Source organism: Pseudomonas sp. BF-RE-22, assembly GCF_019956155.1.
GTDB classification, from domain to species: domain Bacteria; phylum Pseudomonadota; class Gammaproteobacteria; order Pseudomonadales; family Pseudomonadaceae; genus Aquipseudomonas; species Aquipseudomonas migulae.
In genome coordinates this window covers 92,807-117,489 of the sequence record NZ_JAHBDD010000004.1, presented here as the reverse complement: position 1 = coordinate 117,489, position 24,683 = coordinate 92,807, and the positions used below count along the sequence as shown (strand labels likewise).

The following is a 24,683-nucleotide window of genomic DNA, read 5'->3' as shown; positions in this document are numbered from 1 at the left end:
TTCGACAGGAGAACGCAATGAGTTGGTCCGCCAAGCAATACGTCGCTTTTGAAGATGAACGCACGCGCCCGGCCCGGGATCTGCTCGCGGCGATCCCGCCCGTTGACGCACGCTCGGCCATCGACATCGGTTGCGGCCCCGGCAACTCGACCGAATTGCTGGTGGAGCGCTTCACCAGCGCCACGGTGCGCGGCGTCGACAGTTCGACCGACATGATCGAAGCCGCCCGCAAGCGCTTGCCGCAGGTGCAATTCGACACCGTGGATATCGGCACCTGGAACGAGAGCGGTCCGTTCGACGTGATCTTCGCCAACGCGGTGTTGCAGTGGTTGCCCGATCACGCGAATTTGCTGCCGGCTCTGGTGAGCAAGCTTTCTCCCGGTGGCAGCCTGGCGATTCAGATGCCCGACAACCTCAACGAACCGTCCCATCGCCTGATGCGCGAAGTCGCTGCCGATGGCCCGTGGGCCAGCAAATTGGCGGACGCCGCCGGGCAACGCACGGAAATGGCCAGTGCCAGCGACTATTACTCGATGCTGCGACCGCACTGCGCGCGCGTCGATGTGTGGCGCACCACCTACCATCATCCGCTGGCGGGCGGTGCGTCGGGCGTGGTCGAGTGGTTCAAGGGCAGCGGCTTGCGGCCGTTTCTCGAACCGCTGGATGACGCGGAAAAGGCGCAATACCTCAAGCAATATCACGCCGCTATCGAGCAGGCGTACCCGACGCTGAGCGATGGTTCGGTGCTGCTGCCATTCCCGCGATTGTTCATCGTCGCGACCCGCTAAATGCGGAAAAGGGACGGATAACGCTGAACGTCATCTGTCCCTTCGCTTGGTGCTCAAGTAATCGAAAAGAAACGACGCAAAGCCGAATAACCCGATCATTGAAATGATCATGAGCCCCAACTCTGAATTGTCCATGCTGTTCTCTGCGTGAAAGGTGAGAGGGCAGGGTAGGGGGTTTTTGGTCGGGTTTGAGGGGGCGCTACGGCTTCTTTACTGGGTGGCGGGGATCTATACGAAAACTATACGTGGGGCGGTTAAATGCGGAGAGCGCCCCGAAAGACGCCCTCAAATCACGGCACTACTTTTCCGTATCCATACGTCGCGCAATGACATCCATCACATCGCAGCCATCGCGCAGCGGAATGGCGCAGAGCAATGCGAAGTCACTGAGAATCACTGAGTCAGTGGATATTTCACCACGCATCGCGAGGTTTTCCAGGACCTGCGTTACCGCGCCGATTCTGTAGCGGGCGGAGCTGAGTAGGGAATGCAGTGGTTGGGTGGTGTTGACGTAGAACGTGGGGAGGTCGTCGGCGTTGCTGGTTAAAGCCATGTAGTCATTCATGAGTGGTTACCTTGAAGTGAAGTTATGTCTCCTACCACTCGTTGTCGCCAAACAAAGGGTGGCAGCTGTACGCGGGTTGGCGAACCGGACAAGGCACAAACCGGCAGACCCGAAGGTCTCCCACGCACAGCCACCAAAAAGCAGGTAGCCGCGTGCGTTCAGAAAAGCTCCGAGCGGGCTCGGAGGTTTCTGTACCTTGCTATCGAGTCGCCAAACCCGATACGCCATTTGGGCGCGTTCGGACTATAGGTCTCATGACAAAGGCACAGCAATGGACAAGTCTACGGACAATTCCCAGTGTCGTGTAGGACCTTGCCTATTCAGCTATTGGCCACTTTTTGGCCACCAGTATTCGTGTACTTGACCCCTGGTTTTTCAGGTGTTGATTGGCCGTTCAGGATGAAGTGTCAGTGTCCCAACAAGTCCCGCCCATAAAAAACCTTTACTGGCCCGAGAAAAACGCTAACAAAGCATCGACTTTATGTGAAAACGTTAATTTATTCCTATGCCCCACCCGACACCTTATCGTCGCGACGCGTTGATGAAACAGGGCAGACGCCACTCTTTCCGTCCGCCCCTTTCGCGCATTTGAGAACCGAAAATCCCTTAGCCGCTAATCAATCAACTGATCAACCAAAACCGCGTTGCTGTAGATCAGGCAGCCATCGCTCGCTCGATGTCCCACCAGATGAAACTGGCCGCGCTCGTTGTGGATATAGACGCGCATCTGGCAGTCGGACAAAGGCCCGTACCCCCCTGGCAAGATCAACTCCAGGGTGCTCATGTCGACGTCAACCATGGCTTCCTTTTCATGGGTCTCCTGCAAGCGTTCTTCAGCCTCTTCCAGGCCCCGGTGGAGGGGGCCATCGACGTAAAAATGGATTTCACCTATGGGGGTCGATTTTTGTGCGCCGTTGAATTTGCACCAGCCTTCGATCGTCAAGGCACTCATGACGAAATCTCCGTTGTGGACGGCTGGACGTTGTAGCTCTTAGCCGTCATGGGTCTGACCGCTATACCCGACAAGGACCGTCTTCAGTGGCATTTTCAGCCGATCCCTGCCTGCGTAACACAGATACTAATTATAGCTGGCCACCGCGTTTCGCTTACTCGATGTCTCTGCGCGCCTTATTAGTCTGAAGGGGTGTTACTGAATAGAGACAGTTAGATATAGCGAATGGATTTTAAGTAATCAGCTTGATGGCCAGGTTGGAATATCCAGGTGCGCGGGCCTTGTAGCAACAGCGTCTGTAGCGCCCATGAACTATACTTCCAGCGAACTTTGCCACGACGAAAGGTGGTATTGGGTCAGCCTGTTTTGGCGTCGGATGAGTCGTGATTAGACGCTGCTGTTCTGTGGGGATGCTTATGCATGCCAATGAGTGACAGGAATAGGAAGAAGGCAAAATGGCAATGGCAATTATTCTTGTCCTGATCGTTATTGCATCCGTGCTCTTCCATTTATTAGCGCCCTGGCATGCGGCACCACCCGCTTCCAATTGGGGTTCAATAGACACCACGCTGTTCATCACGCTGGTAATCAGCGGCATATTTTTCATCGCCATCACCGTGTTCATGGCGGTGGCCGTCATGCGTTTCCGTCACAAAGAAGGCGTCAGGGCCGCCTACCAGCCAGAAAATAAACGCTTGGAGTTCTGGTTGATTGTCGTGACGTCGATCGGGATTGCCGGGATGTTGGCGCCGGGTCTTGTTGTTTATAACGATTTTATCCGGGTGCCAAAAAATGCGTATGAACTAGAGGTGGTCGCCCAGCAATGGCAATGGGCTTTTCGTTTTCCGGGCCAGGACGGGAAGTTGGGGAAGTCGGATATCAAGCTTGTTGATTCGGTCAATCCACTCGGTCTTGATCCCAAGGACCCTGTTGGACAGGACGATGTAATAGTCAGAAGTAATGAAGTTCGTCTGCCGGTCGATCAACCAGTGAAAGTCTTGTTGCGCTCCAAAGATGTTCTGCACAATTTTTATATACCGCAGATTCGCAGCAAGATGGACATGGTGCCGGGAATGGTGTCGTACTTCTGGTTTACGCCAACTGTCATGGGCAAGTATGAAGTGCTGTGTGCCGAGTATTGCGGCGTCGGTCATTACAACATGCGCGGCAATATGATCGTGGTCGACCAGGCCGCCTTCGCTCAGTGGCTGGGCAGCCAGCCGACCTTTGCGCAGACATTGACCACGGCCGCCAGGCCCGGTCGGGACAGCGTATTGGAAAAAGGTCGCCAACTGGTCGAGCAATACGGCTGCCATGCCTGCCATAGCCAGGATGGCAGTGCCAGTCTCGGCCCGGGATGGAAGGGCTTGTACGGCCGCACCGAACAACTTGCCGATGGCAGCAGCGTGCAGGTCGATGAGGCTTACCTCAAAGAGTCGATCCTCGATCCGAAGGCCCGCCTGGTGCAAGGCTACCCGCCGGTGATGGTGGCCTATACTCTCAAGGATGATGAATTGGCTGCTCTCATCACCCTGATCAAATCGCTGGGTGCCGGGCAGCCAGCCGAAGAACCGTCTACCGGCGACGTGTCGGGCTCAGGTGACGACCTGGTGGCACAGGGACAGCGGCTGGCGCAGTCGCTCGGTTGTCTGGCCTGTCACAGTGTCGATGGCAGCAAGGGTATCGGCCCCGGTTGGCAGGGCCTGTATGGCAAGGCAGAAACCCTTGCCGACGGTACGAGCATCAAGGTCGATGAGGGCTATTTGAAAGACTCGGTTCTCAATCCCGCTGCCAAAATCGTCAAGGGCTACGCAGCTGTCATGCCGCCCTTCACGCCGAGCGACAAGGAGCTGAACGCCCTGATCGCTTTTATCAAATCCAAAGCGAATGCTGACGCTGAATCGAGCAAGGCTGAGCCAGGGAAGTCGCCGTAAAGCCGCCAGAAACACACTGAAACTTCGGCCGGAGGATGACGTGATGGCCTATGCGGAGCAAGCCGAAACAGATGCACTGCACGAGCCGAAAAGTTTCCTGACCAAATACATCTGGAGTCAGGACCACAAGGTCATTGCCGTTCAATATTCCTTGACGGCGCTGTTCGTGGGTCTTATCGCCGTGGTGCTGTCCGGCTTGATGCGCATGCAGATTGGCTTCCCCGGCAGTTTGGCGTTCATGGACGCCAGTGCTTATTACCAGGCGATGACCATGCACGGCATGATCATGGTTATTTATTTGCTGACAGCCTTGTTTCTGGGGGGCTTCGGCAACTACCTGATCCCGCTGATGGTGGGCGCCCGCGACATGGTCTTCCCCTACGTCAACATGCTCAGCTACTGGTTTTACCTGCTGGCAGTCGTGGTGTTGCTCTCCAGTTTCTTTGTCCCGGGCGGCCCCACCGGTTCGGGCTGGACGCTCTATCCGCCACAGTCCATTACTCAGGGGACACCGGGGGTCGAGTGGGGCATCGTCCTGATGCTCGTCTCTCTGGCGATTTTTATTGTTGCCGCCACCATGGGCGGGTTGAACTACGTCACCACGGTGTTGCAGGCGCGCACCCACGGCATGACGTTGTTTCGCATGCCGCTCTCCGTGTGGGGAATTTTCATGGCCTCGATCATGGCCTTGCTGGCGTTCCCGGCGTTGTTTGTCAGCGCCGTCATGATGCTGTTCGACAAACTGTTGGGCACCAGTTTCTTTATGCCGGCGATCATCTCGCTGGGGCAGCAACTCGATCATCAAGGGGGCAGCCCCATCTTGTTCCAGCACCTGTTCTGGTTCTTTGGCCACCCGGAGGTCTACATCGTTGCACTCCCGGCGTTTGGCCTGGTCTCGGACCTGATCAGCACCCATGCGCGGAAAAATATCTTCGGTTACCGAATGATGGTGTGGGCCATTATCGCGATTGGCGTACTCAGCTTTGTGGTCTGGGCGCACCATATGTATGTCAGCGGAATGAACCCGTACTTTGGCTTTTTCTTCGCCGTCACCACCTTGATCATCGCGGTGCCGACTGCATTGAAGGTCTACAACTGGGTGCTGACCCTGTGGCACGGCGACATTCATCTGACCGTGCCGATGCTGTTTGCCCTGGCCTTTATCGTCACCTTCCTGGTCGGTGGCCTGACTGGGTTGTTTCTCGGCAATGTGATCGTGGACATTCCGCTCTCGGACACCTATTTCGTCGTCGCCCATTTCCATATGGTCATGGGCGTCGCGCCGGTACTGGTGGTGTTTGGCGGCATTTATCACTGGTTCCCGAAAGTCACCGGTCGCCTGTTGAATGACACGCTGGGCAAGTTGCATTTCTGGATTACTTTCCTGGGTACCTACGCCATCTTCTTCCCCATGCACTACCTGGGTTTCCAGGGCATGCCGCGCCGTTATTACGCTTATGACAACTACGCGTTCATCCCGCAGTCGGCGCAAGAGTTGAATGCTTTCATTACGGTGGTGGCCTTGACCGTCGGCGTTTCCCAGTTGCTGTTTGTGTTCAACCTGGCCTGGAGCACTTTCAAGGGCAAGCCCGCCGGCGGCAACCCTTGGGGCGCAGCCAGCCTGGAATGGCAAACGCCGAACACTCCGCCGATACACGGTAACTGGGGCGCGAAGCTGCCAGTCGTGCATCGTTGGGCCTATGACTACAGCGTACCGGGGATCGAACAGGATTTCGTGCCGCAAACAGTCTCCGCCGAGGAGCTGGAACAGATGCGGCAGCTCAGTGCCGGAACCCGGGCAGCGGACGTTAAAACATGAACAGACTGCTGTTGAAAAACGCCGATGGCGCGGACCCTAACGGCAGCTGGAGTCGTGATCCCGAAGGGATTCAGTCCGCTGAAGGTGCCAATCGAAACCAGACCGCAAAAATAGGCCTGCGCCTGTTTCTGGTCGTGGTGAGTTCGTTGTTCTTTCTCTTTCTGCTGGCATTTATCGCCCGTTCACAAATGTCCGACTGGCTACCGCTGACAGAGCCCTTGGCGCCGTTAGCCAATCCATGGCAACTCTGGGTGAATTCGGCATTTCTGGTGTTGAGTTGCATCGCGTTGCAGTGGGCGCGCATGGCCGCTCGCCAGGCCCGGCTGAACGCAACGGTCATTGGCTTTGTAGTGGGAGGCGTATTTGCAATTGCCTTTCTGGCGGGGCAGTTCTGGGTCTGGCAGCAGTTTGTCGCCTGGGGCTACTTTGTCGCCAGCAACCCGGCCAATAGCTTCTTCTACCTGTTGACCGGTGTGCACGGGCTCCACCTGCTGGGCGGGTTGTTTGCCTGGGGCAGGACCGTCGCCAGATTCCTGAGTCGCGTGCCGTTGCCGCAACTCAGCGCCAGCGTCGAACTCTGTGCCATCTACTGGCATTACTTATTGGGTCTGTGGATTGTGTTATTCGCTTTGCTGACCAGCACGCCACAGACTTATGAAGCCATCGCCAGACTCTGCGGCTTGAGGTGATCAGCCATGGCATCGCATCCACAAGCTCCAGGCGAAAGCTCTTCCAATACCCTCGGCTCGCCGTCTGCACCAGGATGGCAAGGCATCGCCAATGATTGGGCCTCGGACAAGGAGGCTTTCAAGCAGGTCCCTTGGGGCAAGGCGATGATGTGGATATTCCTGCTCAGCGACACGTTTATATTCACCTGTTTCTTGACCGGCTACATGTCGGTTCGCATGACCATCACCACGGCCTGGCCAAACCCCAGTGAAGTGTTCGCCTTGACCATCGCCGGTCGAGAAATTCCGCTGATTCTGATCGCCATCATGACGTTTGTGCTGATCAGCAGCAGCGGCACCATGGCCATGGCCGTGAACTATGCCTATCGCCGTGATCGCGCGAAAACCACGGCCCTGATGTTGGCGACCGCTGCCTTGGGCGTGACCTTCGTCGGCATGCAGGCATTTGAATGGAGCAAGCTCATCGCAGAAGGGGTACGTCCCTGGGGGAACCCCATGGGAGCGGCACAATTTGGCGCCAGCTTTTTCATGATTACCGGTTTTCACGGCCTGCACGTGTCCATCGGCGCCCTCTACCTCAGCATCGTGGCGAGGAAAGTATTGCGGGGCGATTATGAGCGCTCCGGAAACTATCAAAACGTCGAGATAGCCGGGCTGTACTGGCACTTCGTGGATTTGGTGTGGGTGTTTATTTTTGCGTTTTTCTACTTATGGTAAGTCCGGGACGCTGTTCATGAAGGGGAGAGCAGGATCCGCAGAGGAGCACTGATGATGGCGCATGCTCAAGGTCAGCAACATCCGATCAGCCTGTACCTGAAAATCTGGGGGCTGTTATTCGTCCTCAGTACCCTGTCGTACCTGGTCGATTACTTTCACTTCCACGGCTACCTTCGCTGGGCCCTGATCATCACTTTCATGTTGCTGAAGGCCGGTTTGATCGTCTCCATCTTCATGCACATGGCCTGGGAGCGATTGGCCATGGTCTACGCCATCCTGGTGCCACCGTTGTGTTTGCTGGTGCTTGTCGGACTGATGGCCACCGAGGCGGACTATGTGTTTCTCAGCCGGGTGATTTTCTTCGGTCAATAGGAAACGCCCGGACGACCTTGAGCCTCCGGGGACTGATCGGCAACCAATGCCGTTATATCGTTCGTTTGAACTGATGCCACCTGTGCAGCCAGGCGACTGTCCAGTGAGGGGCTGCCGTGCCCGTGCCGGCGATCTTCAGCAGTGGATGGTGTTCGATAACCCCGTCCAATACCGGCTCCTGGTTCGGCTCGACGTCCACAAAGAAAATGTGTTTTCCCTCTTCTACCACCTGTTTAAAACTGCGGAAGTGAGCGTTTGGCACCTGAATACCAAAAAAACCGCCTTCCCAGATGCAGAAGCCGAATATAACAACGGCGAGAAAGATAAAAGGCATCCAGCCTGCGACGGATTCGGTCCAGCCCAGCCAGTAGGCGCCGCCAAGGACCAACGCGGCGAGTGGCAAACCGATCACCGCACCGATTTCGCCAGAGTGAACGACATCCTGCTCCATCAGCGAGTTGATCTCGTGCAGGTGATGTTGTTCAACATCAGCCACACGTTCGCTGAGCACATGGATTTGTTCGGAGTTGATGCCGTTGGCTTCCAGTTCATTTTCAACGGCTTCAAGGTCGTCGAGATTGTCACTGATGTAATAGTGTCGATTCATGCCACACCTCCCATCCCGTGCTTGCCGTAGACCTCCTTTGTCTTGCAGCCGTTTGCCGGAATTTGCAGTCGGTTTCGGTACCCGTGGGCAACGCTTCTCACTTCGTTCAAGCCATGAAAAAGTATAGCACCGCATGGCGTGCGGGCAGGGTAGGGGCATCGGGTCGGCTGGCCTTGCGGCTGGCTCGCGGGATTCCAGATTCAGGGCACAAAAAAACCGGTCACTTGGACCGGTTTTTTGTGTTCCTGCATCCCCCGTCAAAACCATCCTGACGTGAGACATAAATTCGATTGGAGCGGGTGAAGGGAATCGAACCCTCGTTATCAGCTTGGGAAGCTGGTGCAGGTGGGCTACTGGAATTGATTAAATTTCATGAGCTCCTTCCAAATGTAACCGTAGCTGTAGCGTAGCCATGTAACTTTTAACAGGTCGAAGCTACGTCGCAGCCAACTGTTTTCTCGCGCTTTGAGTTCTTTGGCTATTTCATCTAGTAACCATTCATCCTGAAAACCAGTCCAAACAGGAGGGACGGGCGTTTCAAGGTTGCTGAAACACACAGGCGCGACCTCTGAGTACAAGATGTCTTCAACGACCTTTGGGTCATAGCCCCGGATTCGTTCTGCAATAGAGGCGTAGTCGACAGTGCTGTCTACAAAAGCCTCTGCCAGCGCGATCTGGATGCTGGCTCGTTCCGCGGGGGTCAGAATATGTCCCAATGGGCCAGCTCCTCTAGCTCTGCGTCGAACGTATCAGCCGCGACCCCGCCTGCAATGCCACCAGCAATGCTACCGATGAGAACAACGGCTATGGCGCAAGCCGGAGCTCCAGGACCACAAAGTGCGGATATGCCCAAACCCGCCAGAAATCCACCCGCCGCACCACCACCCAGGATCGTGGCTTGACGAGCCGTTTCCTTGGCCTTGTCGTCTGCGTTCAGTATTTGGTAAGTGGCCAGCACCGCTGTCATGATGATGCCAACCTTGCCCATAACAGACATGATTTTGGTGCCAGAGGTGAACTTGGCATTGGCACTTCCGGACCGCTCCAGCGCTTTGTACAGGACTTCTTTTTGTTGGGCCTTTGAAAGTTGTTCGTAATTTTTGTTGAACTGGGTTTGAGATTTTTCGTTCAGGATTTCGCTGTGTGTTTTCCCGGTTTTCTTCTTTTTTTGCACGATGGCCAGGCCCTGCGCAGAGGTCAGCTTGCGGTGTTCGAGCATGATTTTGTTGCGCATCTCATTGCTGAACTTTGTCGCGTCCTCAACGCTTATGTTGCCGGCCCGCACCTCGGCGAATATCTGCTGTGACATTCGTCGAATATTGCCCTCGTAGCTTGCGCGGACGCGTTCGTCCTTTATGGCATCGATGGAAAAACGACTGGCCGCCCCCTCCATGCCTGCAACCGCCATCTCAAGGGGGGATCGGTCGAGCGTATGTTCACTTTTTACAACATAACTTCCGGTTACCAGGTTCGGTTCCGTCACGAGAATATCCTTATCCCAAAATATCGTTCAGCAGTCCGTCGATACCTGCGGTTGTGCAGGTGTTCTCGTGTTGGGCAAATGCCAAGGTATGGCATGCCTTTCCGGTGGGGTTGGAAAATTTGACCGAGTTGTTTGCGTCAAAGACGCCGGGCATGGAAGACCCATCGTCAAAGTGAGCCGTGCAAGCAAATCCTTTGTAGCTTTCTTCTGCGGAAATCTTAAAACCGATCCAGTTCCCGTGAATGACCATGGGCGTAGGCGGAGTAAAGGGGGCAGGGGTGTGGGAGCTTCCGATGATGACCGTACCCGAACCGCCGATTACGACGTCGCCATGGGTTCCGACAGTGCCGACCAATGCGGCGTTTTTGCCGTTGATAAACACTGTGCCGGACACTTCCGAGGCTAACGCACTACCGCAAGTACACGTGTCCCCTTTGCGAGCGGCTGCAAGGCCGTCGAAGAACACATCAGGAGAGCCGGAGGCGATAGCTTTGGAGCCGTGCCCAGGTATGGGGCAACTGGTTGGGTCGGTGATTCGTGCAGCTGGCTTTGCCATGCTTGACTCCCTGTCAACGAATTTAACGAGGGCGACTGTATCAGACTTGTGCTGGAAAATAGCCCGCGCGGATGTTCGCGGGGTCATGCCTGGGCATGGGATGGGAGATGATGAACCAGAGTTATATGACTAAGCCTGATCAGCTGTGGGTGGCATGCGAATAGTGGTGTGTTGGCCAGTTGCCAGCGTGCAGGAGGGGCGCAATAGGTCTAAGTCGACTAAGCACTGGTATCTGTTTTTAGTTTGTTCGTGTTCTGAAAAAACAGAAACAGATACCTTGTTGACGCGGGGTAGGCTGGAGGCCTTGAAAATAGTGGAGCGGGTGAAGGGAATCGAACCCTCGTTATCAGCTTGGGAAGCTGGAGTAATGCCATTATACGACACCCGCTCAGAGCGGCTGACTTTGTACCAGATGTGCGCATGAAAATGAAGTTTTTCTTTGCGCGTGAGGGCTTTGGCGCAGGTGAAACAAGACATCGGACCGGGTGACGGTCGTTCGCGGGCAAGCCTCGCTCCTACAGGACTGCATTAGGCTGCGAAGCTTGCTCGCGATGACGCTGTTTCAAATGGACAATGCATGTTGGTCCTGGACGTAGTGGTAACGCGGTCGGCTTGCCTGTTGCTCAGGTTTCAGGAAACCCAGCAACGCATTGCGACTGTCTCGGCAGGCGGCTTTGTGTTCCATGTCGAGAAAGTGGCCCGTCGCATCCAGCGTCGTGAACGTGGCGTGTTGCACGTGGTTGGCGAACAAAGCCGCGCCATCGGCGGCGGTGTATTCGTCCCATTCGCCGTTCATGAACAGCACCGGCACGTTGATTTTCTCTGCCGCCTTGAAGAAGCACTGGCGGTCGCTGTGCAGCAGGTCGCTGATGTGGAAGTGCATCTGCCCGTATTCATGATCGGCCAGGCTGCTGACGTGACGATAGTTGAAGCGCTTGAACAGGGTCGGCAGGTGTTTGCCGATGGTGCTGTTCACCAGGTTGCCGACCCGGTCGCCGTCACGGCTGCCGAGGTAGTCGACGCCGCGCTCGAGGTAGTCGAGCATGTGCGCGTTGATCTCCGGGGAGAACGAGCTGATCACGGCTTTTTCGATCCGTCGCGGTTGTTGGGCGAGGGCGACCAGGGTCGCGGCGCCGCCCCAGGAAAACGACAGCACGTGTTCGGCGGCGAAGTGGTCGATCAGCTCCAGGAGGATCTGCCCTTCGACTTCCTTGGTCAGCAATTTTTCATGCAGGTTGTGGGCTTTTGACTTGCCCGCGTAGGGCTGGTCGTAGCAGACCACATTGAACTGCGGGTGGAGGTTTTTCACGGTTTGTGCAAACGACGCAGTCGTGGCCATCGAGCCGTTGACCAAGATAATGGTCTTCTCTGCGGCGTCTGCGCGATAGAACTCCGTGTAAACCCGATACTGACCTTGTATATCCAGCACAGCGATTTCTGGCCTCATGTCATAAGACTCCTGGCAAGCGGGTATGCGCGCAAATGAGATTGCACGAGCTTTGTGACAGGTAGGCATATGCCTGGAATTTGAAGGCCCATGTCGATCCATTGCAGTCCGGTCGACGGGTGTTGTTATTGGCGGGCAGTCTGTCGGTCTGAGGCGGAACCTTGAGGTTCTCTAACCGACAAAAAGTTTCTTAGACGTATGTTGTGACTCGTCAGTCACATTTCGGCTGACGACCTGATTCAAGCAGGGGAGTTGGCATCGCGCAAGTGCCATTCGTAAATTGTTCGACAACTTCTGCTGAGCGGTAGGCTGCTTAGATCAATCCGATCTCTTCATCGCTCAAAGGGCGGTATTCGCCCGGTTTCAACGTGCTGTCGAGCACCAGCGGCCCCATGCGTTCGCGGTGCAGGCGCAGCACTTTGTTGTCGAAGTGGCCGAACATCCGCTTCACCTGGTGATAACGACCTTCGACGATGCTCAGCCGCGCTGACTTCGGCCCGAGCAGCGCCAGCTCGGCCGGCAGCGTGGTGAGGTCTTCGAAGGCGAAGTACAGGCCTTCGCTGAATTTCAAAGCATATTCCGGGCCGATGTCCTGCTCGGTCTCGACGTAGTAGACCTTGGGCAATTTGGTCTGCGGCTGGGTCAGGCGTCGTGACCAGCTGCCGTCGTTGGTGATCAGCATCAGGCCGGTGGTGTTGAAATCCAGGCGGCCGGCGATGTGCAGGTCTTCCTTGTCCGGCTCGTCGAACAGATCGAGCACCGTCGGGTGCTCCGGATCGCGGGTGGCGCTGACGCAACCAGGGGGCTTGTGCAGCATGAAATAGCGGGCGGGTTTGCCTAGTTGAAGCACTTCTTGATCGACTTCGACGCGGCTGAACTCCAGCACCTCTGTGTGAGGGTCGCTGACGATTTTTCCGTCGACCCGCACGCGCTTTTCCACCAGCAACAGGCGAACCTGCTTACGGTTGAAGCGGGGCAGGTTGCTGAGGAAACGGTCAACGCGCATGAAGTGAGATCGGCAGGAAACGGGCCGCGCATCTTACGTGATCGGCCACAAGGATGCTTACAACTGCGCCTCGACCTGCGCGCAGCGCGGGCACAGGCAGGATTTGTCGCGCAGTTCGGGCGGCAGTGCTTCGAGCACCGCCGGGTCGATGCTGACGCCGTAGCACCAGCAGGCCCGATCGGCGGTTCGCGGGTCGGCCAGGGTGCAGTCGTTGGAGGCGCCGCAGGCCGGGCAGAATTCAGGCTTGTTCATGTAGGACTATGCATAACTGGTGTGAGGCATTTCCGCGCAGGTACGGTTACGGCCGGATTGCTTGGCCCGATACATCGCATGATCGGCGCGGGAGAGCAGGGTGTGCAAGGTGTCATCCGGTTGCAGCGTGGTCAAGCCAATGCTGACCGTCAGATGCAAGGTGTGACCGTTGTAGGCATAAAGCTGTTCTTCGACATGCTGGCGAATTTTCTCGGCAATCATCAGACCGGTCTCACCGTCCGTGTCCTTGAGCAGCACGATGAATTCTTCGCCGCCCCAACGGCAGACGATGTCGGAATGGCGCAGGCAACTCTCCAGATCCCTTGCGAAGCCGATCAGCACCTGATCGCCGGCGAGGTGACCGTAGGTGTCGTTCAAGGCCTTGAAGTGGTCCAGATCCAGCAGCAAGGCGGTCAGCGGTTTCGGTTCGCGTTGGGCTTCGTGCATGGCTTGTGCGGCCAGTAGATCGAAGCCGCGACGGTTCGGCAGTTCGGTCAGGCTGTCGAGGGTCGCCTGCGCCTGGATCTTGCCCTGATAACGTTTGATCACCCGATTGAGCAGGGCCAGCACAGTCAAGGTCACGAGCAGGCAAATCAGCAGGTTGAGGTACAGCGACTGGCGGATTTCGCTGAGGGCGCCGTCTTCGCGTTTGTCGACGAACAGGTACCAGTTCAGTTCCGGGATGAAGCGCACGTTGAGGAAATGGCCCTGGCCCTGGACGGAATATTCGTAGCTGCCGCTGTGGGGCTTGGGCAGCTGGTTGACCAGGCCTTTCATGCTTTCCAGGTCGTTGAGTTTCTGGCCGATATGCGCGCCCTGCGGGCCACCCTCGGCGCCGGTAAGCACCAATCGACCGAAGCTGTCGACGAAATACACACTGCGTTGATAGCGCTGTTGATACTTGTCGATCAGCTTGATCACCGCATCGACGGTCAGACCAACGCCTGCCGCGCCGATGAAACGGTTGTTGTAGTCGTAGACCTTGTAGTTGATGAAGAACGTCAGGTTGTCCTTGTTGGCCAGGTCCGGGTCGACGTTGATCTCGTAAGGGGCAGCCATGTCACGCACGCGGAAATACCAGGCATCGCGCGGCTCAGTGACCTTGACCTGTTTGAGCACGCCTTTGGCGTGGTAGTACGTGAGCGTGCCGTTGGAGACGAAAAATGCGGTGTAGGCGCCGTAGTGGGTCATGACCTCGTTGAGGTAGCGGGTCATCTGGTCGGGGTCGTGTTCGCCGTTGACCACCCAATCACGCATGAAGGTGTCGCGGGACATCATCGAGGAAATCAGGATCGGTCTGACGAGGTCTTTCTGGATTTCCGAGTAGACCGTGTCCGAAGTCAGCGGCAGCTCAGTATTGACGATGTTGTCGCGGATCGAGGCGCGCGAGGCGTAGTAGCTGAGAAATGACGTGGCGAGAAAACCTGCGCCCAGCAGCGCGATCAGCGTGAGGACCAGCGAACGTTGCGAATACAGCGGCGAGTGAAGCAGCATGGCGATTCCGTTGGCAGTGGCCCGTTGGAGAGCATTCTAGTGGCACTGCGGGGAAATAACTGCGGGATTTGTGGGGTGAATCGGCGAGGGTCAGGTGCGGTGGCGTCTGCGCTGACGCCATCGCGGGCAAGCCTCGCTCCTACAGGGGATTGCGTAAACCTGTAGGAGCGAGGCTTGCCCGCGAATCGAAAGATCACCTCGAATCTGTCAGGTACGCACGCCATCCACCCAAATGACTGATATCCACCGCACCCTCCAACCCATACGCCTCGCAGATAAACCCACTCTCCCAACGCCCATCCGCCAGTTGCACCTTGCCCAACCCCAGCGGTGCAGGAATCCCGGTCAAAAACGACCCCAGTTCACTGCTCGGCAACTCCCAGACCTCCACCGCAATCGCTACGCCGCCATCCTTCACCCGCACCATCCCCGGACGAAACGGCGGGCCACCGGCCAATGCATACAGTTGATAGTCCGGCGAGCTGAACGTCGTCTCGACCAACGTTGCACCGCGCCGCTTCAACTGCCAGTTCAGCGCCAGCCCATCCAGATGCGCGCCGCACACCACCAGCCTTGCACGATCGTTACGCGCGACCGTTGCGGGCGCAGGAGAACGACGCTGAAACGCATCCGCCACACTCAACAAATACTGATCGGTAAACGCCCGGCCAAACACCGTCACGCCCCACGGCAAACCATTGCCCATGAACCCGCTCGGCACCGCGACGGCGGCGTAGTCCAGCAGGTTCATGAAGTTGGTGTAGTAACCCAGTTCCGAATTGCGCAGCACCGGCTCAGCCTCAAGCTCCGCCAGTGTGACGGGACGGCCGATGGTCGGCGTGACCACGCAATCGAGTCCTTCCAGCGCCTTGTCGCACAGCGCTTTCAAGGCTTGCAGCCGATATTGGGCGCGGAAGGTTTGCACACCGTTCACCGCCGGCGCCTTGGCCAACACCGCACGAATCACCGGCAACACCGCTTGAGGATTTTGCTCCATCAACTCGCCGGCGACGCTGTAGCGCTCCGCCACCCACGGGCCTTCATACAGCAGGCGTGCCGCTTCAAGGAAAGGCGACAAATCCAGTTCCACGGCTTCACCGCCCAACGCCTTGAGCCGGTCGATGGCATCGCCGAACAACAGCGGACCTTCAGGGCAACCGAAGAATTCCAGGTCTTGCGCACGCGGTACGCCGAAGCGGAAGGGGCGCGGTGTGCCGAACGCCGAGCCGTCATTCCACAGCGGATTACGGCGGCTGTATTCGTCCCGTGGATCGAGATGCGCGGTGAGCGCCAGCAACTGACTGGCTTCCCGAGCCGTCGCGGTAAAGGTCGTGACGCAATCGAGCGTACGACACGCCGGCACCACGCCCGCCGTGGAGATCAACCCTTTGGTGGCTTTCATCCCCACCAGATTGTTCAACCCCGCCGGCACTCGCCCCGAGCCCGCCGTGTCCGTGCCCAACGAAAAACTCGCCACGCCCAGCGCCACCGCCAGCGAGGAACCGGCACTGGAACCGCCTGACGGATACTCTGGCAACACGCTGTTCGGGCACGCGCCATACGGCGAGCGGCTGCCATTGAGGCCGGTGGCGAACTGGTCGAGATTGGTCTTGCCCAGCGGAATCGCGCCCAGCGCCAGCAATTGCTCGACGATGGTCGCCGACTGCTGCGGCACATAGGCAAATGCCGGGCACGCTGCCGTGGTCGGAATGCCCGCCAGATCGATGTTGTCCTTGATCGCGAACGGCACGCCGTACAGCGGCAGGCTGTCGATATCGCGGCCGTCGAGCGCGGCGAGGTACGGCTCCAGTTCTTCAATGCTGAGCAAATGAATGAACAGGTGATAGTCCGGGTTCAGGGCGGCGGCTTTATCGCGCAGGTTCAGCAGCAGTTGTCGCGGTGTGATGCTGCCATCGCGGTAGGCGCTGCGCAGGGCGTCGAGTTGCAGATTGATGGTCATGAAGTGAGTCCTTTGCAAAATGGGTTCAGTCGAGTTCCAGCACCACGACGCGCTGTCCGGCGCGCACGGCCGAACCCGGTTGCACGCGGATTTCGCGCACCACGCCGGCCATCGGTGCGAGCAGCGGGATTTCCATCTTCATCGACTCCAGAATCACCAGCACATCGCCGGCAGCGACGCGGCTGCCGGTCTCCACCTGGACCTGCCAGAGGTTGCCGGCGATGTGGCTGTCGACGCTCATTTCGCCACTGGCCAACGGTGCGTCTTCGGTCGTTTCCGGGGCCGCTTCCTCACTGTCGAAGTGGGCCTGGCCGCTGGCGATCCAGCGCTCGCGCTCGGCGTTGAACGCGCCTTTCTGTTGATCCCGAAAAGCTGCAATGCTCGAGGACTCTTTGGTCAGGAACGCCTGGTAATCCGCGAGGTTCAACTGGCTGTGTTCGATGTTCAAATCGAAGCGCCCGAGGGGGAAGTCCCGACGGATGCGCAGCAGTTCATCGGCGCTCACCGGGTAGAAACGGATCTGGTCGAAGAAACGCAGCAGCCACGGTTTGCCATCGAACGCGGCGACTTCGCGGTAGCGGTTCCACATCTGCAACGTGCGACCGACGAACTGATAACCGCCGGGGCCTTCCATGCCGTACACGCACATGTACGCGCCGCCGATGCCCACCGAGTTTTCCGCAGTCCAGGTGCGAGCCGGGTTGTATTTGGTGGTCACCAGACGATGACGCGGGTCGAGCGGGGTGGCGACCGGCGCACCGAGGTAGACGTCGCCCAGCCCCATCACCAGATAGCTGGCGTCGAACACCGTGCGCTGCACTTCATCGAGGTTCGGCAGGTCGTTGATGCGGCGGATGAACTCCAGATTGCTCGGGCACCACGGTGCGTCCTTGCGCACGGTGGTCATGTATTTCTCGATCGCCAATTGGCAGGCCGGATCGTCCCAGGACAGCGGCAGATGCACGATGCGCGACGGCACTTGCAGATCCTTGGCGGCGCACACCGCGTCCCATTCACCGGCGACGATACCGAGCAGATCGGCCAGCGGCAGTTGCTCGGGTTGGTAGTGCACTTGCAGCGAACGGATGCCGGGTGTGAGGTCGATCACGCCGTGCAGGTGTTTGCTTTCCAGGGCTTGCATGAGGGCGTGGGCGCGGAAGCGCAGGACGAGGTCCAGTTCCGGTGCGCCGATCTCAAGCAACAGGTGCGTATCCCCCGACAGTCGCGCAACCAACCGCGTATCGTCCTGGCCAATCTCCATAACAACAGGCGATACAACCCCCTGTAGGAGCCGGCTTGCTGGCGATGAAGTTGACGCGGTGTCTGTTAGGGCCCCATCGCCAGCAAGCCGGCTCCTACAAGGGTTCCATTTCAAGGCTAGGTTGCGGGCGGTTTTGAGATCGACGGGAAGGAACTGCACTTTGTCCCCGGCCTTGAGCTGGCCGAGTTGCCAAAGATCCGCCTCGATCACTGTCACCGGGCACACAAACCCGCCGAGGCTCGGGCCGTCGGGCCCCAGAATCACCGGCATGTCCCCGGTGAAATCCACGGCGCCAATCGCATACGGATTGTCGTGGATATTCGACGGGTGCAGCCCCGCCTCACCGCCGTCCGCACGCACCCATTCCGGCTTCGGCCCGATCAGACGCACGCCGGTGCGGCTGGAGTTGAAATGCACTTCCCACTGAGTCTCGAAAAACGTGCCGATGTAGTTTTCGGTGAAATACTCCGGTGCGCCATGGGGGCCGTAGATCACCCGGATCTGCCGCACGGCAGGCAGCTCAGCGATTGCAGGCAGTTGCTCACCGACGCTGTGATCGGTCAACGCCGGCACATGCAACACATCGCCGGCCCGTAATGCGCGACCACCATGGCCGCCAAACTGTCCAAGGGTGAAGGTGCTTTTGCTGCCCAGATAATCGGGCACCTGCAGCCCGCCGCGCACACACAGATAGCTGCGGGCGCCTGCGCCGCCAATCGTGCCGAGACTCAACGTAGCGCCTGCCGGAATCAACAGCGCCGTGTTCATCGCCACGGTTTCGCCGTTCAACGTCAGCGGAATCACTGCTCCGGTGACCGCCACCACCGCCTCGCAATTGAAGCGCAGCAACGGCCCGCTCATGGTGATCTCCAGGGCGGCGGCGCCTTCGTCGTTACCCAGCAAAAGGTTGCCCAATCGCAATGCGCGACTGTCCATCGGCCCTGACGGCGGCACGCCCACGGCCCAGTAACCGAGTCGCCCCGGATAGTCTTGAACGCTGGTCTGCGTACCGGCGCTGAGCACTTCAAAAGTGTTGGCCTGATACACCAGGCCTTCGAGGCAACGGGTCCACGGTTGGCCGCTGGTGAACGGCGCGTCGAGCAAAATCTGCCGCAGGTAATCGCGGTTGGTTTCCACGCCGTAGAGCTGGCTGTCGCCCAGTGCTTGATGCAAATCCGCACGCGCTTGTTCGCGGGTCGGCGCCCAGCAGATGACCTTGGCGATCATCGGGTCGAAGTACGGCGGTATCTCGCAACCGGCCTCGACCCAGGTGTCGATCCGCAGCTGTTTGCCGTCGGCGACAGGGAAATTTACAGCGGTCAGTAAACCTGGGCTTGGCTGAAAATCGCGCCCCGGATCTTCCGCATAAAGCCGCGCCTGAATCGCATGGCCCTCGGCTTTCAAGCCTTGGCTCAATACGCTCAGCGGCGGCAAATCACCCGCCGCCAGTTCCACCATCCAGCGCACCAGGTCCACGCCCCACACCTGTTCGGTGACGCCGTGCTCCACCTGCAAACGGGTGTTCACTTCCAGAAAGTAGAAGCGCTGGTCTGCGCTGTCGAACACAAATTCCACGGTGCCGGCGCTGCGGTAGTTCACCGCTTTTGCCAGTTTGATCGCCGCCGCGCACAGCTCATCGGCCATGCCGTCGGGCAGGTTCGGCGCCGGGGTTTCTTCGAGGACTTTCTGGTTGCGCCGTTGTACCGAACAGTCGCGCACGCCGAGGGCGATCACTTCACCGCGACCGTCGCCGAACACTTGAACTTCCAGGTGTCGGGCGCGTTGGATGTACTTCTCGATGAACACGCCGGCATCGCTGAAATTGTTTTGGCCGAGGCGTTTTACGGCTTCGAAGGATTCACTCAACTCGCCAGCGTTGCGGCACACGCGCATGCCGATGCCACCACCACCGGCAGTGCTTTTGAGCATCACCGGGTAGCCGACCTGATCGCCGGCGATCAATGCCGCGTCGAGGCTGTCGAGCAGCTCGGTGCCTTCGAGCATCGGCACGCCGTGTTGCTTGGCCAGGGCGCGCGCGGTGTGTTTGAGGCCGAACACGCGCAGCTGTTCTGGCGTCGGGCCGATGAACGCGATATCGGCGGTTTCGCAGGCTTCGGCGAATGCGGCGTTTTCCGAGAGGAAACCGTAGCCGGGATGGATCGCCGTGGCGCCAGTGGCTTTGGCGATGGCGAGGATTTTATCGACCGCCAGATAGGTGCCGGCGGCGGCGCCTTCTCCAAGGCTGTGGGCTTCATCGGCATGCAGGATGTGCAGGCTCGCGGCATCGGCTTCGGAATAAACGGCGACGCCTTTGACGTGCAGTTCACGCAAGGTGCGCAGGACGCGGCAGGCAATGGCGCCACGGTTGGCAATCAGGACTTTTTCGAACATGGCATAACCCCTGGAGGGGATGCGGGCCGTCCCGCAGTTTTTCGTTGGGCGCCGGGGTCGTCCCCGGCGGAAAATCACAAGTCTTCAGAACACCGCTGAACCCTGTGGGAGCGAGCCTGCTCGCGATGGTCGTGAACGATTACGCGTAAAACCAGATGCCCCGCGGTGCACTTGGGTTTTTCGCGAGCAGGCTCGCTCCCACAGGGGGTTAGTGGTGTTCCTGAGGTTTGAGGCACTGCCCGGAACGGGCCTGGCACAAGGCAAACAACCAGCGACGCAGACGGTTCAGTTTCAGTTCCATACCAGCAGCTCCGCAGGCGTAGGGTTGTAGGCATTGCACGGATTATTCAGTTGCGGACAATTGGAAATCAGCACGATCACGTCCATCTCCGCTCGCAAATCCACGTACTTGCCCGGCGCCGAAATACCGTCCTCAAACGTCAGCCCGCCATCCGCCGTGACCGGCACGTTCATGAAGAAGTTGATGTTCGGCCCGATGTCGCCCTTGCCCAGTCGCCCGTCGTGGACGCAGGCGCGCAGGTAGTTGTCGCGGCAGCTGTGCATGTAGCGTTTTTCCAGGGCGTAGCGCACGGTGTTGCTCTCTTGCGCGCAGGCACCGCCGAGGGTGTCGTGGCGCCCGCAGGTGTCGGCGACGATGGTCAGCATCGGTTTGCCGAGGTTGGAATAGAGCACGCTGCCGGTGCTCAGGTAGACGCTGTTCTGCCGGCGCAAGGTGCGTTGCACGTCGTAGCGTTCTTTCGGGTTGGCGACGCTGTAGAACAACGTATCAACCGCCTGATTGCCTTCCAGGTCGAGGATGCGCAGGGTCTGGCCGGCCTTGACCTCCATCAGCCACGGTTCGCCGGCGGGAATGGTGGCGCGGTAGACCGCTGTTTCTGGATGCTTTTGAGCGGTAGCGATTGCGAGTGACATGGCAGCGATCCTCAGGCGAACAGGCGGTCGGTGTTGATGAAGCCGCGCTCGTTTTCCGGGCGCGAGGTGCGGCAGTGTTCGGCGACACTGGCGTCGGCGTTCATCCAGCTCAGCTTCAACGGTTTTGGTGCATATTCCGGCGACGGGTCCATCGGATGTTGCAGGGCGGTGAGCACCACCAGCGTGTCCATCGGCGCGTACAACTCGATGTAGTCGCCGGCCCTGGAGTTGCCTTCGACGAAGTGGAAACGCCCGGCCTCATCGACGTTTACGCGGCTGAACAGGTTGAGGGTCATCAGCAAGTCCGACAGGCCCAAACCCCACTTGCCGAGTTCCACCAACAGGTTGTCAGTGCCGTTGCGGAAGAAGCCGTTGCGCAGTTCCTGATAGCGGCCCGCGCCGTATTTTTCCGCGACTTCTTCAGCGCACAGCACACCGCCGAGGCTGTCGCTCCAGCCGCAGGTGTCGGCGGTGATCGCCGCCAGCACGCGGCCCATGTCCGAATACAGGCAATGACCGGTGGTGAGCTTGGCGGTGTGTTGGCATTTGAGGCTGTCGGGCAGGTTCAGGCGTTCGGTTTTTTCGTTGGCGTTGAGCAGCGTCAGGCTGACGTTGGCGCCACCGCGCAGGTCGGTCAGGCGCAGCAATTGGCCGCGCTTCAGGACGAAGGAACGATGGCCGCCGCCGGGGAGCATTTCCTCGGCGAAGGGGGGGAACAGTTGGGTCGAATCAGTCATGTGCAAAATCCTCTTAAGCGGTGCGAAGCGCGCCTGCCAGTGTTTCCGGCAAGGCATCGACGGCGGCACGAGTGGTGCGGCGGTCGCTGTTCAAAGGGATGTCGTAAGTGATGCGCGCGCCATAGGCGCCGGGGGCGTGCGGGTCGACGCGGACCTTGTCGAATACGAGCAATCGCGTGCCGAGGCTGAAACCTTCGGACAGGTCGTGGGTGACCATGAACACCGTCAGTTGCGTCTCGCGCCACAGCTCCAGCAGCAAGGCGTGCATGTCTTTGCGGATGCCCGGGTCGAGCGCGCCGAACGGTTCGTCAAGCAGCAACACCCGCGGTTTCATGATCAGCGCCTGGGCGATGGCCAACCGTTGCTGCATGCCGCCGGACAGCTGCGCCGGGTATTTGTCCAGCGAGTGGCCGAGGCCGACCTTTTGCAGCAGCACCGAGGCCTGTTCGCGAGCGTCTTTTTTGGCGCTGCCGAACAGGCGCCCAAGCAGCGGTGAGCGCGGCAGTTCGAGGCCGAGGGCGACGTTGTCCAGCACCGTCAGGTGCGGGAACACCGAGTAGCGCTGGAACACCACGCCACGGCTCGAATCCGGTTCGCCGGCCAGCAGTTGACCGTCCAGCAGAATCTCGCCGCGACTGGCGCGTTCCTGGCCGAGCAACAGGCGCAGGAAGGTCGATTTGCCGCAGCCCGACGCGCCGACCAGGGTGCAGAACTCACCCTCGTTGACGTTCAGGTTCAAGCCTTCGAGCACCACTTGATCGGCGTATTGCTGCCAGACGTTTTTTACCGTGATGAAGCTCATGCGCGGGCTCCTTCATACCAAGGGAACGCACGTTGAGTCAGGCGCTTGAGGCCCCAATCCATCAGCCAGGCGAGCAGGGTGATCCACACCACGTACGGCAGGATCACGTCCATCGCCAGGTAGCGGCGCACGAGGAAAATCCGGTAGCCGAGGCCGTCGGTGGAGGCGATGGCTTCGGCGGCGATCAGGAACAACCACGCCGAGCCCAGCATCAGCCGCAGCGAGATCAGCAGGCGCGGCAACAATTGCGGGAGCACCACGCGCAGCATCAGCGTCCAGGTCGAGGCACCGAGGGTCTGGGCCTTGATCAGCAACTCGACCGGTATTTCTCGGGCGCGCTGCTCCAGATCCCGCGCCAGGCACGGGGTGATGCCGATCACGATCAGCATCACTTTCGATAACTCCCCCAGTCCAAAGACGATGAACAGAATCGGCAGGATCGCCAGCGGCGGCACCATCGACAGCACCGTCAGCAACGGCGACAACGGCGCGCCGAACAGCGGCAACGTGCCGGCGGCGATGCCCAGGCACAGCCCGGCCAACGCGCTGATGCCCAGACCAATGGCCAGGCGCCGCAGGCTGGACGCGGTGTCTTGCCACAGCACGTATTCGCCGGTGCGACTGTCGGCGGTGAACGCCAGGCGCTTCACCGCGTCGGTCATTTGCACGGTGCTCGGCAACAGCTTGTCGTTAGGGTTGTCCAGCAGCCGTTCGGCCGAGCCCATGAAGTAGGCGAACAGCACCAGGGCGAACGGCAGGATCACCAACAACAGGCGACTCGGGCGATCCGGGTGACGATTGATCAGGCGCATGGCCAGGTCCTCTTGTTACAGCTTGGCGTCGGCAGCCATCTGCACGTAACTCGGATCGAAGCGAAGCTTGAGGTTGCTCTTGTCGCCGCTGGTCACGCCGTTGGCGAAGGCCATGCCCACTGCGCTGGTGTCCTTGGCGCCTTCACCGAGCAAGCCGTGCTGGAAGGAAAACTCCGCGACCTTGCGCATGGTTTCCGGCAGTTGCTTGCTGGTAGAAAACGCCAGGGCTTCTTGCGGTGTGGCGAACAGTTTGGTGGTGTCTAGTTGCGCCTGGAAACCCGCGAGGTCAGTGCCCGAGGCCTTGGCCATGTGTTCGAGCGCAGCCTTGCTGGCGGCGTTTTTCGCGTTCATCAACTCGACCACTTCGAACCAGGCGCCGGTCAGTGCCTTGCCCAGGGCGGGGTTGTCTTTGAGGGTGGCGCTGTTGACCACCATCATGTCCATGATCTCGCCGGGGATCTGGCTGGAATTGAACACTTCGGTCACGCCCGGCTTGGCCTTGATGTCCGAGAGCATCGGGTTCCAGGTGGTGACGGCGTTGACCTGCTCCGTGTTGAACGCGGCGGAGATGTCGGCGTCGGAGGTGTTGACCACTTTCAGGTCTTTCTCGGTGAGGTCCACCGAATCCAGGGCCCGGGCCAGCAGGTAATGGGACACCGAGAGCTCGACCAGATTGACGTCCATGCCCTTGAGGTCGGCGACTTTCTTGCCGTCGCCCTTGAGCACGATGCCGTCGTTGCCGTTAGAAAAGTCGCTGACAATCAGCGCGGTGCTGTCGACGCCGCCGGCGGCCGGAATGGTCAGCGCGTCCATGTTGGTCATGGTGCAGCCGTCGAACTGGCCGGCGGTGTATTGGTTGATGGATTCGACGTAGTCGTTGAGCTGCACCACATCAATCTTGATGCCGTACTTCTTCGCCCATTTGTCGACGATGCCTTGGCTGCCGGCGTATTCCCAGGGCATCCAGCCGGCATAAATGGTCCAGCAGACGCTGAAGTGGTCTTTTGGCGCGGCCTGGGACGAGACGCTCACGATGGCTGCGAAGGCAGCGGCGAGGAGGGCGGGTAAACGAAGTCGGGACATGGTGGTTCTCCAGTTGATCAAGG

Annotated in this window: 23 protein-coding genes and 1 tRNA gene; 6 read left to right on the top strand and 18 right to left on the bottom strand. The window is 59.0% G+C overall.

The annotated features are described in order from the left end of the window. Nucleotides 1-17: 17 nt before the first annotated feature. On the top strand, nucleotides 18-788 hold the full coding sequence (tam, locus tag KGA82_RS03260) for a trans-aconitate 2-methyltransferase (protein ID WP_223449603.1): 771 nt from the start codon (nucleotides 18-20) through the stop codon (nucleotides 786-788). A gap of 298 nt (nucleotides 789-1,086) precedes the next feature. Here tam and KGA82_RS03255 read toward each other — a convergent pair whose 3' ends face one another. Beyond that, on the bottom strand, nucleotides 1,087-1,353 hold the full coding sequence (locus tag KGA82_RS03255; protein WP_223449602.1) for a short-chain dehydrogenase: 267 nt from the start codon (nucleotides 1,351-1,353) through the stop codon (nucleotides 1,087-1,089). Between the two features lie 613 nt (nucleotides 1,354-1,966). Further along, nucleotides 1,967-2,305: a hypothetical protein gene (locus KGA82_RS03250; protein WP_008036183.1), complete on the bottom strand. Its 339-nt coding sequence runs from the start codon at nucleotides 2,303-2,305 to the stop codon at nucleotides 1,967-1,969. Between the two features lie 455 nt (nucleotides 2,306-2,760). Here KGA82_RS03250 and KGA82_RS03245 point away from each other — a divergent pair, with 455 nt between their 5' ends. Genes KGA82_RS03245 through KGA82_RS03225 form a run of 5 tightly spaced genes read left to right on the top strand, consistent with a single transcriptional unit; the run spans nucleotide 2,761 to nucleotide 7,836 of the window. Beyond that, the gene (locus tag KGA82_RS03245; RefSeq protein ID WP_223449601.1) at nucleotides 2,761-4,239 is read left to right on the top strand and encodes a cytochrome c oxidase subunit II; all 1,479 of its coding nucleotides are present in this window, start codon (nucleotides 2,761-2,763) and stop codon (nucleotides 4,237-4,239) included. A 43-nt stretch (nucleotides 4,240-4,282) separates the two neighbouring features. Then, nucleotides 4,283-6,058 carry a cytochrome c oxidase subunit I gene (gene ctaD / locus KGA82_RS03240; protein WP_223449616.1) on the top strand — a complete coding sequence of 592 codons (1,776 nt, stop codon included), beginning with the start codon at nucleotides 4,283-4,285 and terminating at the stop codon, nucleotides 6,056-6,058. After that, nucleotides 6,055-6,747 carry a cytochrome c oxidase subunit 3 gene (locus KGA82_RS03235; RefSeq protein ID WP_008036190.1) on the top strand — a complete coding sequence of 231 codons (693 nt, stop codon included), beginning with the start codon at nucleotides 6,055-6,057 and terminating at the stop codon, nucleotides 6,745-6,747. Before ctaD ends, KGA82_RS03235 begins: the two co-directional genes overlap by 4 nt. 6 nt (nucleotides 6,748-6,753) lie before the next feature. Further along, complete coding sequence (locus KGA82_RS03230) at nucleotides 6,754-7,464, top strand: heme-copper oxidase subunit III family protein (RefSeq protein ID WP_223449600.1); 711 nt, start codon at nucleotides 6,754-6,756, stop codon at nucleotides 7,462-7,464. Between the two features lie 54 nt (nucleotides 7,465-7,518). Further along, nucleotides 7,519-7,836: a cytochrome C oxidase subunit IV family protein gene (locus KGA82_RS03225; protein WP_007988247.1), complete on the top strand. Its 318-nt coding sequence runs from the start codon at nucleotides 7,519-7,521 to the stop codon at nucleotides 7,834-7,836. A 52-nt stretch (nucleotides 7,837-7,888) separates the two neighbouring features. On the opposite strand, the gene KGA82_RS03220 is transcribed toward KGA82_RS03225, so the two are convergent. The 16 genes from KGA82_RS03220 to KGA82_RS03145 form a co-directional block, all read right to left on the bottom strand. Further along, entirely contained in the window at nucleotides 7,889-8,443 is a 555-nt protein-coding gene (locus KGA82_RS03220; protein ID WP_223449599.1) for a magnesium transporter, read from the bottom strand. Between the two features lie 350 nt (nucleotides 8,444-8,793). After that, nucleotides 8,794-9,159 (bottom strand): hypothetical protein, encoded by a 366-nt coding sequence (locus KGA82_RS03215; RefSeq protein ID WP_008036195.1) that lies wholly within the window; start codon nucleotides 9,157-9,159, stop codon nucleotides 8,794-8,796. After that, nucleotides 9,144-9,926 carry a hypothetical protein gene (locus tag KGA82_RS03210; protein WP_008036197.1) on the bottom strand — a complete coding sequence of 261 codons (783 nt, stop codon included), beginning with the start codon at nucleotides 9,924-9,926 and terminating at the stop codon, nucleotides 9,144-9,146. Before KGA82_RS03210 ends, KGA82_RS03215 begins: the two co-directional genes overlap by 16 nt. 10 nt (nucleotides 9,927-9,936) lie before the next feature. Then, the gene (locus KGA82_RS03205) at nucleotides 9,937-10,482 is read right to left on the bottom strand and encodes a PAAR domain-containing protein (RefSeq protein ID WP_008036198.1); all 546 of its coding nucleotides are present in this window, start codon (nucleotides 10,480-10,482) and stop codon (nucleotides 9,937-9,939) included. A gap of 314 nt (nucleotides 10,483-10,796) precedes the next feature. Continuing rightward, nucleotides 10,797-10,870: transfer RNA gene (locus KGA82_RS03200), tRNA-Gly, on the bottom strand. 174 nt (nucleotides 10,871-11,044) lie between these two features. Continuing rightward, nucleotides 11,045-11,929, bottom strand: coding sequence for an alpha/beta fold hydrolase (locus KGA82_RS03195; protein WP_008025760.1), 885 nt, complete (start codon nucleotides 11,927-11,929; stop codon nucleotides 11,045-11,047). A 313-nt stretch (nucleotides 11,930-12,242) separates the two neighbouring features. Beyond that, a complete protein-coding gene (locus tag KGA82_RS03190) occupies nucleotides 12,243-12,935 on the bottom strand; it encodes a pseudouridine synthase (RefSeq protein ID WP_008025762.1) in 693 nt (230 codons plus the stop codon). A 57-nt stretch (nucleotides 12,936-12,992) separates the two neighbouring features. Continuing rightward, complete coding sequence (locus KGA82_RS03185) at nucleotides 12,993-13,187, bottom strand: cysteine-rich CWC family protein (RefSeq protein ID WP_008025763.1); 195 nt, start codon at nucleotides 13,185-13,187, stop codon at nucleotides 12,993-12,995. Between the two features lie 6 nt (nucleotides 13,188-13,193). Beyond that, nucleotides 13,194-14,681, bottom strand: coding sequence for a sensor domain-containing diguanylate cyclase (locus KGA82_RS03180; protein WP_008036200.1), 1,488 nt, complete (start codon nucleotides 14,679-14,681; stop codon nucleotides 13,194-13,196). Nucleotides 14,682-14,874: 193 nt separating this feature from the next. Then, nucleotides 14,875-16,641, bottom strand: coding sequence for an allophanate hydrolase (atzF, locus tag KGA82_RS03175; protein ID WP_223449598.1), 1,767 nt, complete (start codon nucleotides 16,639-16,641; stop codon nucleotides 14,875-14,877). Between the two features lie 25 nt (nucleotides 16,642-16,666). Next, nucleotides 16,667-20,293: an urea carboxylase gene (gene uca / locus KGA82_RS03170; protein ID WP_223449597.1), complete on the bottom strand. Its 3,627-nt coding sequence runs from the start codon at nucleotides 20,291-20,293 to the stop codon at nucleotides 16,667-16,669. 291 nt (nucleotides 20,294-20,584) lie between these two features. Then, nucleotides 20,585-21,226 (bottom strand): urea amidolyase associated protein UAAP2, encoded by a 642-nt coding sequence (locus tag KGA82_RS03165; protein ID WP_017336948.1) that lies wholly within the window; start codon nucleotides 21,224-21,226, stop codon nucleotides 20,585-20,587. Nucleotides 21,227-21,237: 11 nt separating this feature from the next. Next, a complete protein-coding gene (locus KGA82_RS03160; RefSeq protein WP_008025773.1) occupies nucleotides 21,238-21,963 on the bottom strand; it encodes an urea amidolyase associated protein UAAP1 in 726 nt (241 codons plus the stop codon). A gap of 13 nt (nucleotides 21,964-21,976) precedes the next feature. Next, a complete protein-coding gene (locus KGA82_RS03155; RefSeq protein ID WP_223449596.1) occupies nucleotides 21,977-22,765 on the bottom strand; it encodes an ABC transporter ATP-binding protein in 789 nt (262 codons plus the stop codon). Further along, complete coding sequence (locus KGA82_RS03150) at nucleotides 22,762-23,577, bottom strand: ABC transporter permease (RefSeq protein ID WP_223449595.1); 816 nt, start codon at nucleotides 23,575-23,577, stop codon at nucleotides 22,762-22,764. Before KGA82_RS03150 ends, KGA82_RS03155 begins: the two co-directional genes overlap by 4 nt. 15 nt (nucleotides 23,578-23,592) lie before the next feature. Beyond that, nucleotides 23,593-24,660 carry a putative urea ABC transporter substrate-binding protein gene (locus KGA82_RS03145; protein ID WP_008025779.1) on the bottom strand — a complete coding sequence of 356 codons (1,068 nt, stop codon included), beginning with the start codon at nucleotides 24,658-24,660 and terminating at the stop codon, nucleotides 23,593-23,595. Nucleotides 24,661-24,683: the final 23 nt, after the last annotated feature.

What these genes read in the sequence shown, in the direction of transcription:
- tam (WP_223449603.1), top strand. Translation starts at nt 18, where the DNA reads ATGAGTTGGTCCGCCAAGCAATACGTCGCTTTTGAAGATGAACGCACG.
- KGA82_RS03255 (WP_223449602.1), bottom strand. Translation starts at nt 1,353, where the DNA reads ATGAATGACTACATGGCTTTAACCAGCAACGCCGACGACCTCCCCACG.
- KGA82_RS03250 (WP_008036183.1), bottom strand. Translation starts at nt 2,305, where the DNA reads ATGAGTGCCTTGACGATCGAAGGCTGGTGCAAATTCAACGGCGCACAA.
- KGA82_RS03245 (WP_223449601.1), top strand. Translation starts at nt 2,761, where the DNA reads ATGGCAATGGCAATTATTCTTGTCCTGATCGTTATTGCATCCGTGCTC.
- ctaD (WP_223449616.1), top strand. Translation starts at nt 4,283, where the DNA reads ATGGCCTATGCGGAGCAAGCCGAAACAGATGCACTGCACGAGCCGAAA.
- KGA82_RS03235 (WP_008036190.1), top strand. Translation starts at nt 6,055, where the DNA reads ATGAACAGACTGCTGTTGAAAAACGCCGATGGCGCGGACCCTAACGGC.
- KGA82_RS03230 (WP_223449600.1), top strand. Translation starts at nt 6,754, where the DNA reads ATGGCATCGCATCCACAAGCTCCAGGCGAAAGCTCTTCCAATACCCTC.
- KGA82_RS03225 (WP_007988247.1), top strand. Translation starts at nt 7,519, where the DNA reads ATGGCGCATGCTCAAGGTCAGCAACATCCGATCAGCCTGTACCTGAAA.
- KGA82_RS03220 (WP_223449599.1), bottom strand. Translation starts at nt 8,443, where the DNA reads ATGAATCGACACTATTACATCAGTGACAATCTCGACGACCTTGAAGCC.
- KGA82_RS03205 (WP_008036198.1), bottom strand. Translation starts at nt 10,482, where the DNA reads ATGGCAAAGCCAGCTGCACGAATCACCGACCCAACCAGTTGCCCCATA.
- KGA82_RS03195 (WP_008025760.1), bottom strand. Translation starts at nt 11,929, where the DNA reads ATGAGGCCAGAAATCGCTGTGCTGGATATACAAGGTCAGTATCGGGTT.
- KGA82_RS03190 (WP_008025762.1), bottom strand. Translation starts at nt 12,935, where the DNA reads ATGCGCGTTGACCGTTTCCTCAGCAACCTGCCCCGCTTCAACCGTAAG.
- KGA82_RS03185 (WP_008025763.1), bottom strand. Translation starts at nt 13,187, where the DNA reads ATGAACAAGCCTGAATTCTGCCCGGCCTGCGGCGCCTCCAACGACTGC.
- KGA82_RS03180 (WP_008036200.1), bottom strand. Translation starts at nt 14,681, where the DNA reads ATGCTGCTTCACTCGCCGCTGTATTCGCAACGTTCGCTGGTCCTCACG.
- atzF (WP_223449598.1), bottom strand. Translation starts at nt 16,641, where the DNA reads ATGACCATCAATCTGCAACTCGACGCCCTGCGCAGCGCCTACCGCGAT.
- uca (WP_223449597.1), bottom strand. Translation starts at nt 20,293, where the DNA reads ATGTTCGAAAAAGTCCTGATTGCCAACCGTGGCGCCATTGCCTGCCGC.
- KGA82_RS03165 (WP_017336948.1), bottom strand. Translation starts at nt 21,226, where the DNA reads ATGTCACTCGCAATCGCTACCGCTCAAAAGCATCCAGAAACAGCGGTC.
- KGA82_RS03160 (WP_008025773.1), bottom strand. Translation starts at nt 21,963, where the DNA reads ATGACTGATTCGACCCAACTGTTCCCCCCCTTCGCCGAGGAAATGCTC.
- KGA82_RS03155 (WP_223449596.1), bottom strand. Translation starts at nt 22,765, where the DNA reads ATGAGCTTCATCACGGTAAAAAACGTCTGGCAGCAATACGCCGATCAA.
- KGA82_RS03150 (WP_223449595.1), bottom strand. Translation starts at nt 23,577, where the DNA reads ATGCGCCTGATCAATCGTCACCCGGATCGCCCGAGTCGCCTGTTGTTG.
- KGA82_RS03145 (WP_008025779.1), bottom strand. Translation starts at nt 24,660, where the DNA reads ATGTCCCGACTTCGTTTACCCGCCCTCCTCGCCGCTGCCTTCGCAGCC.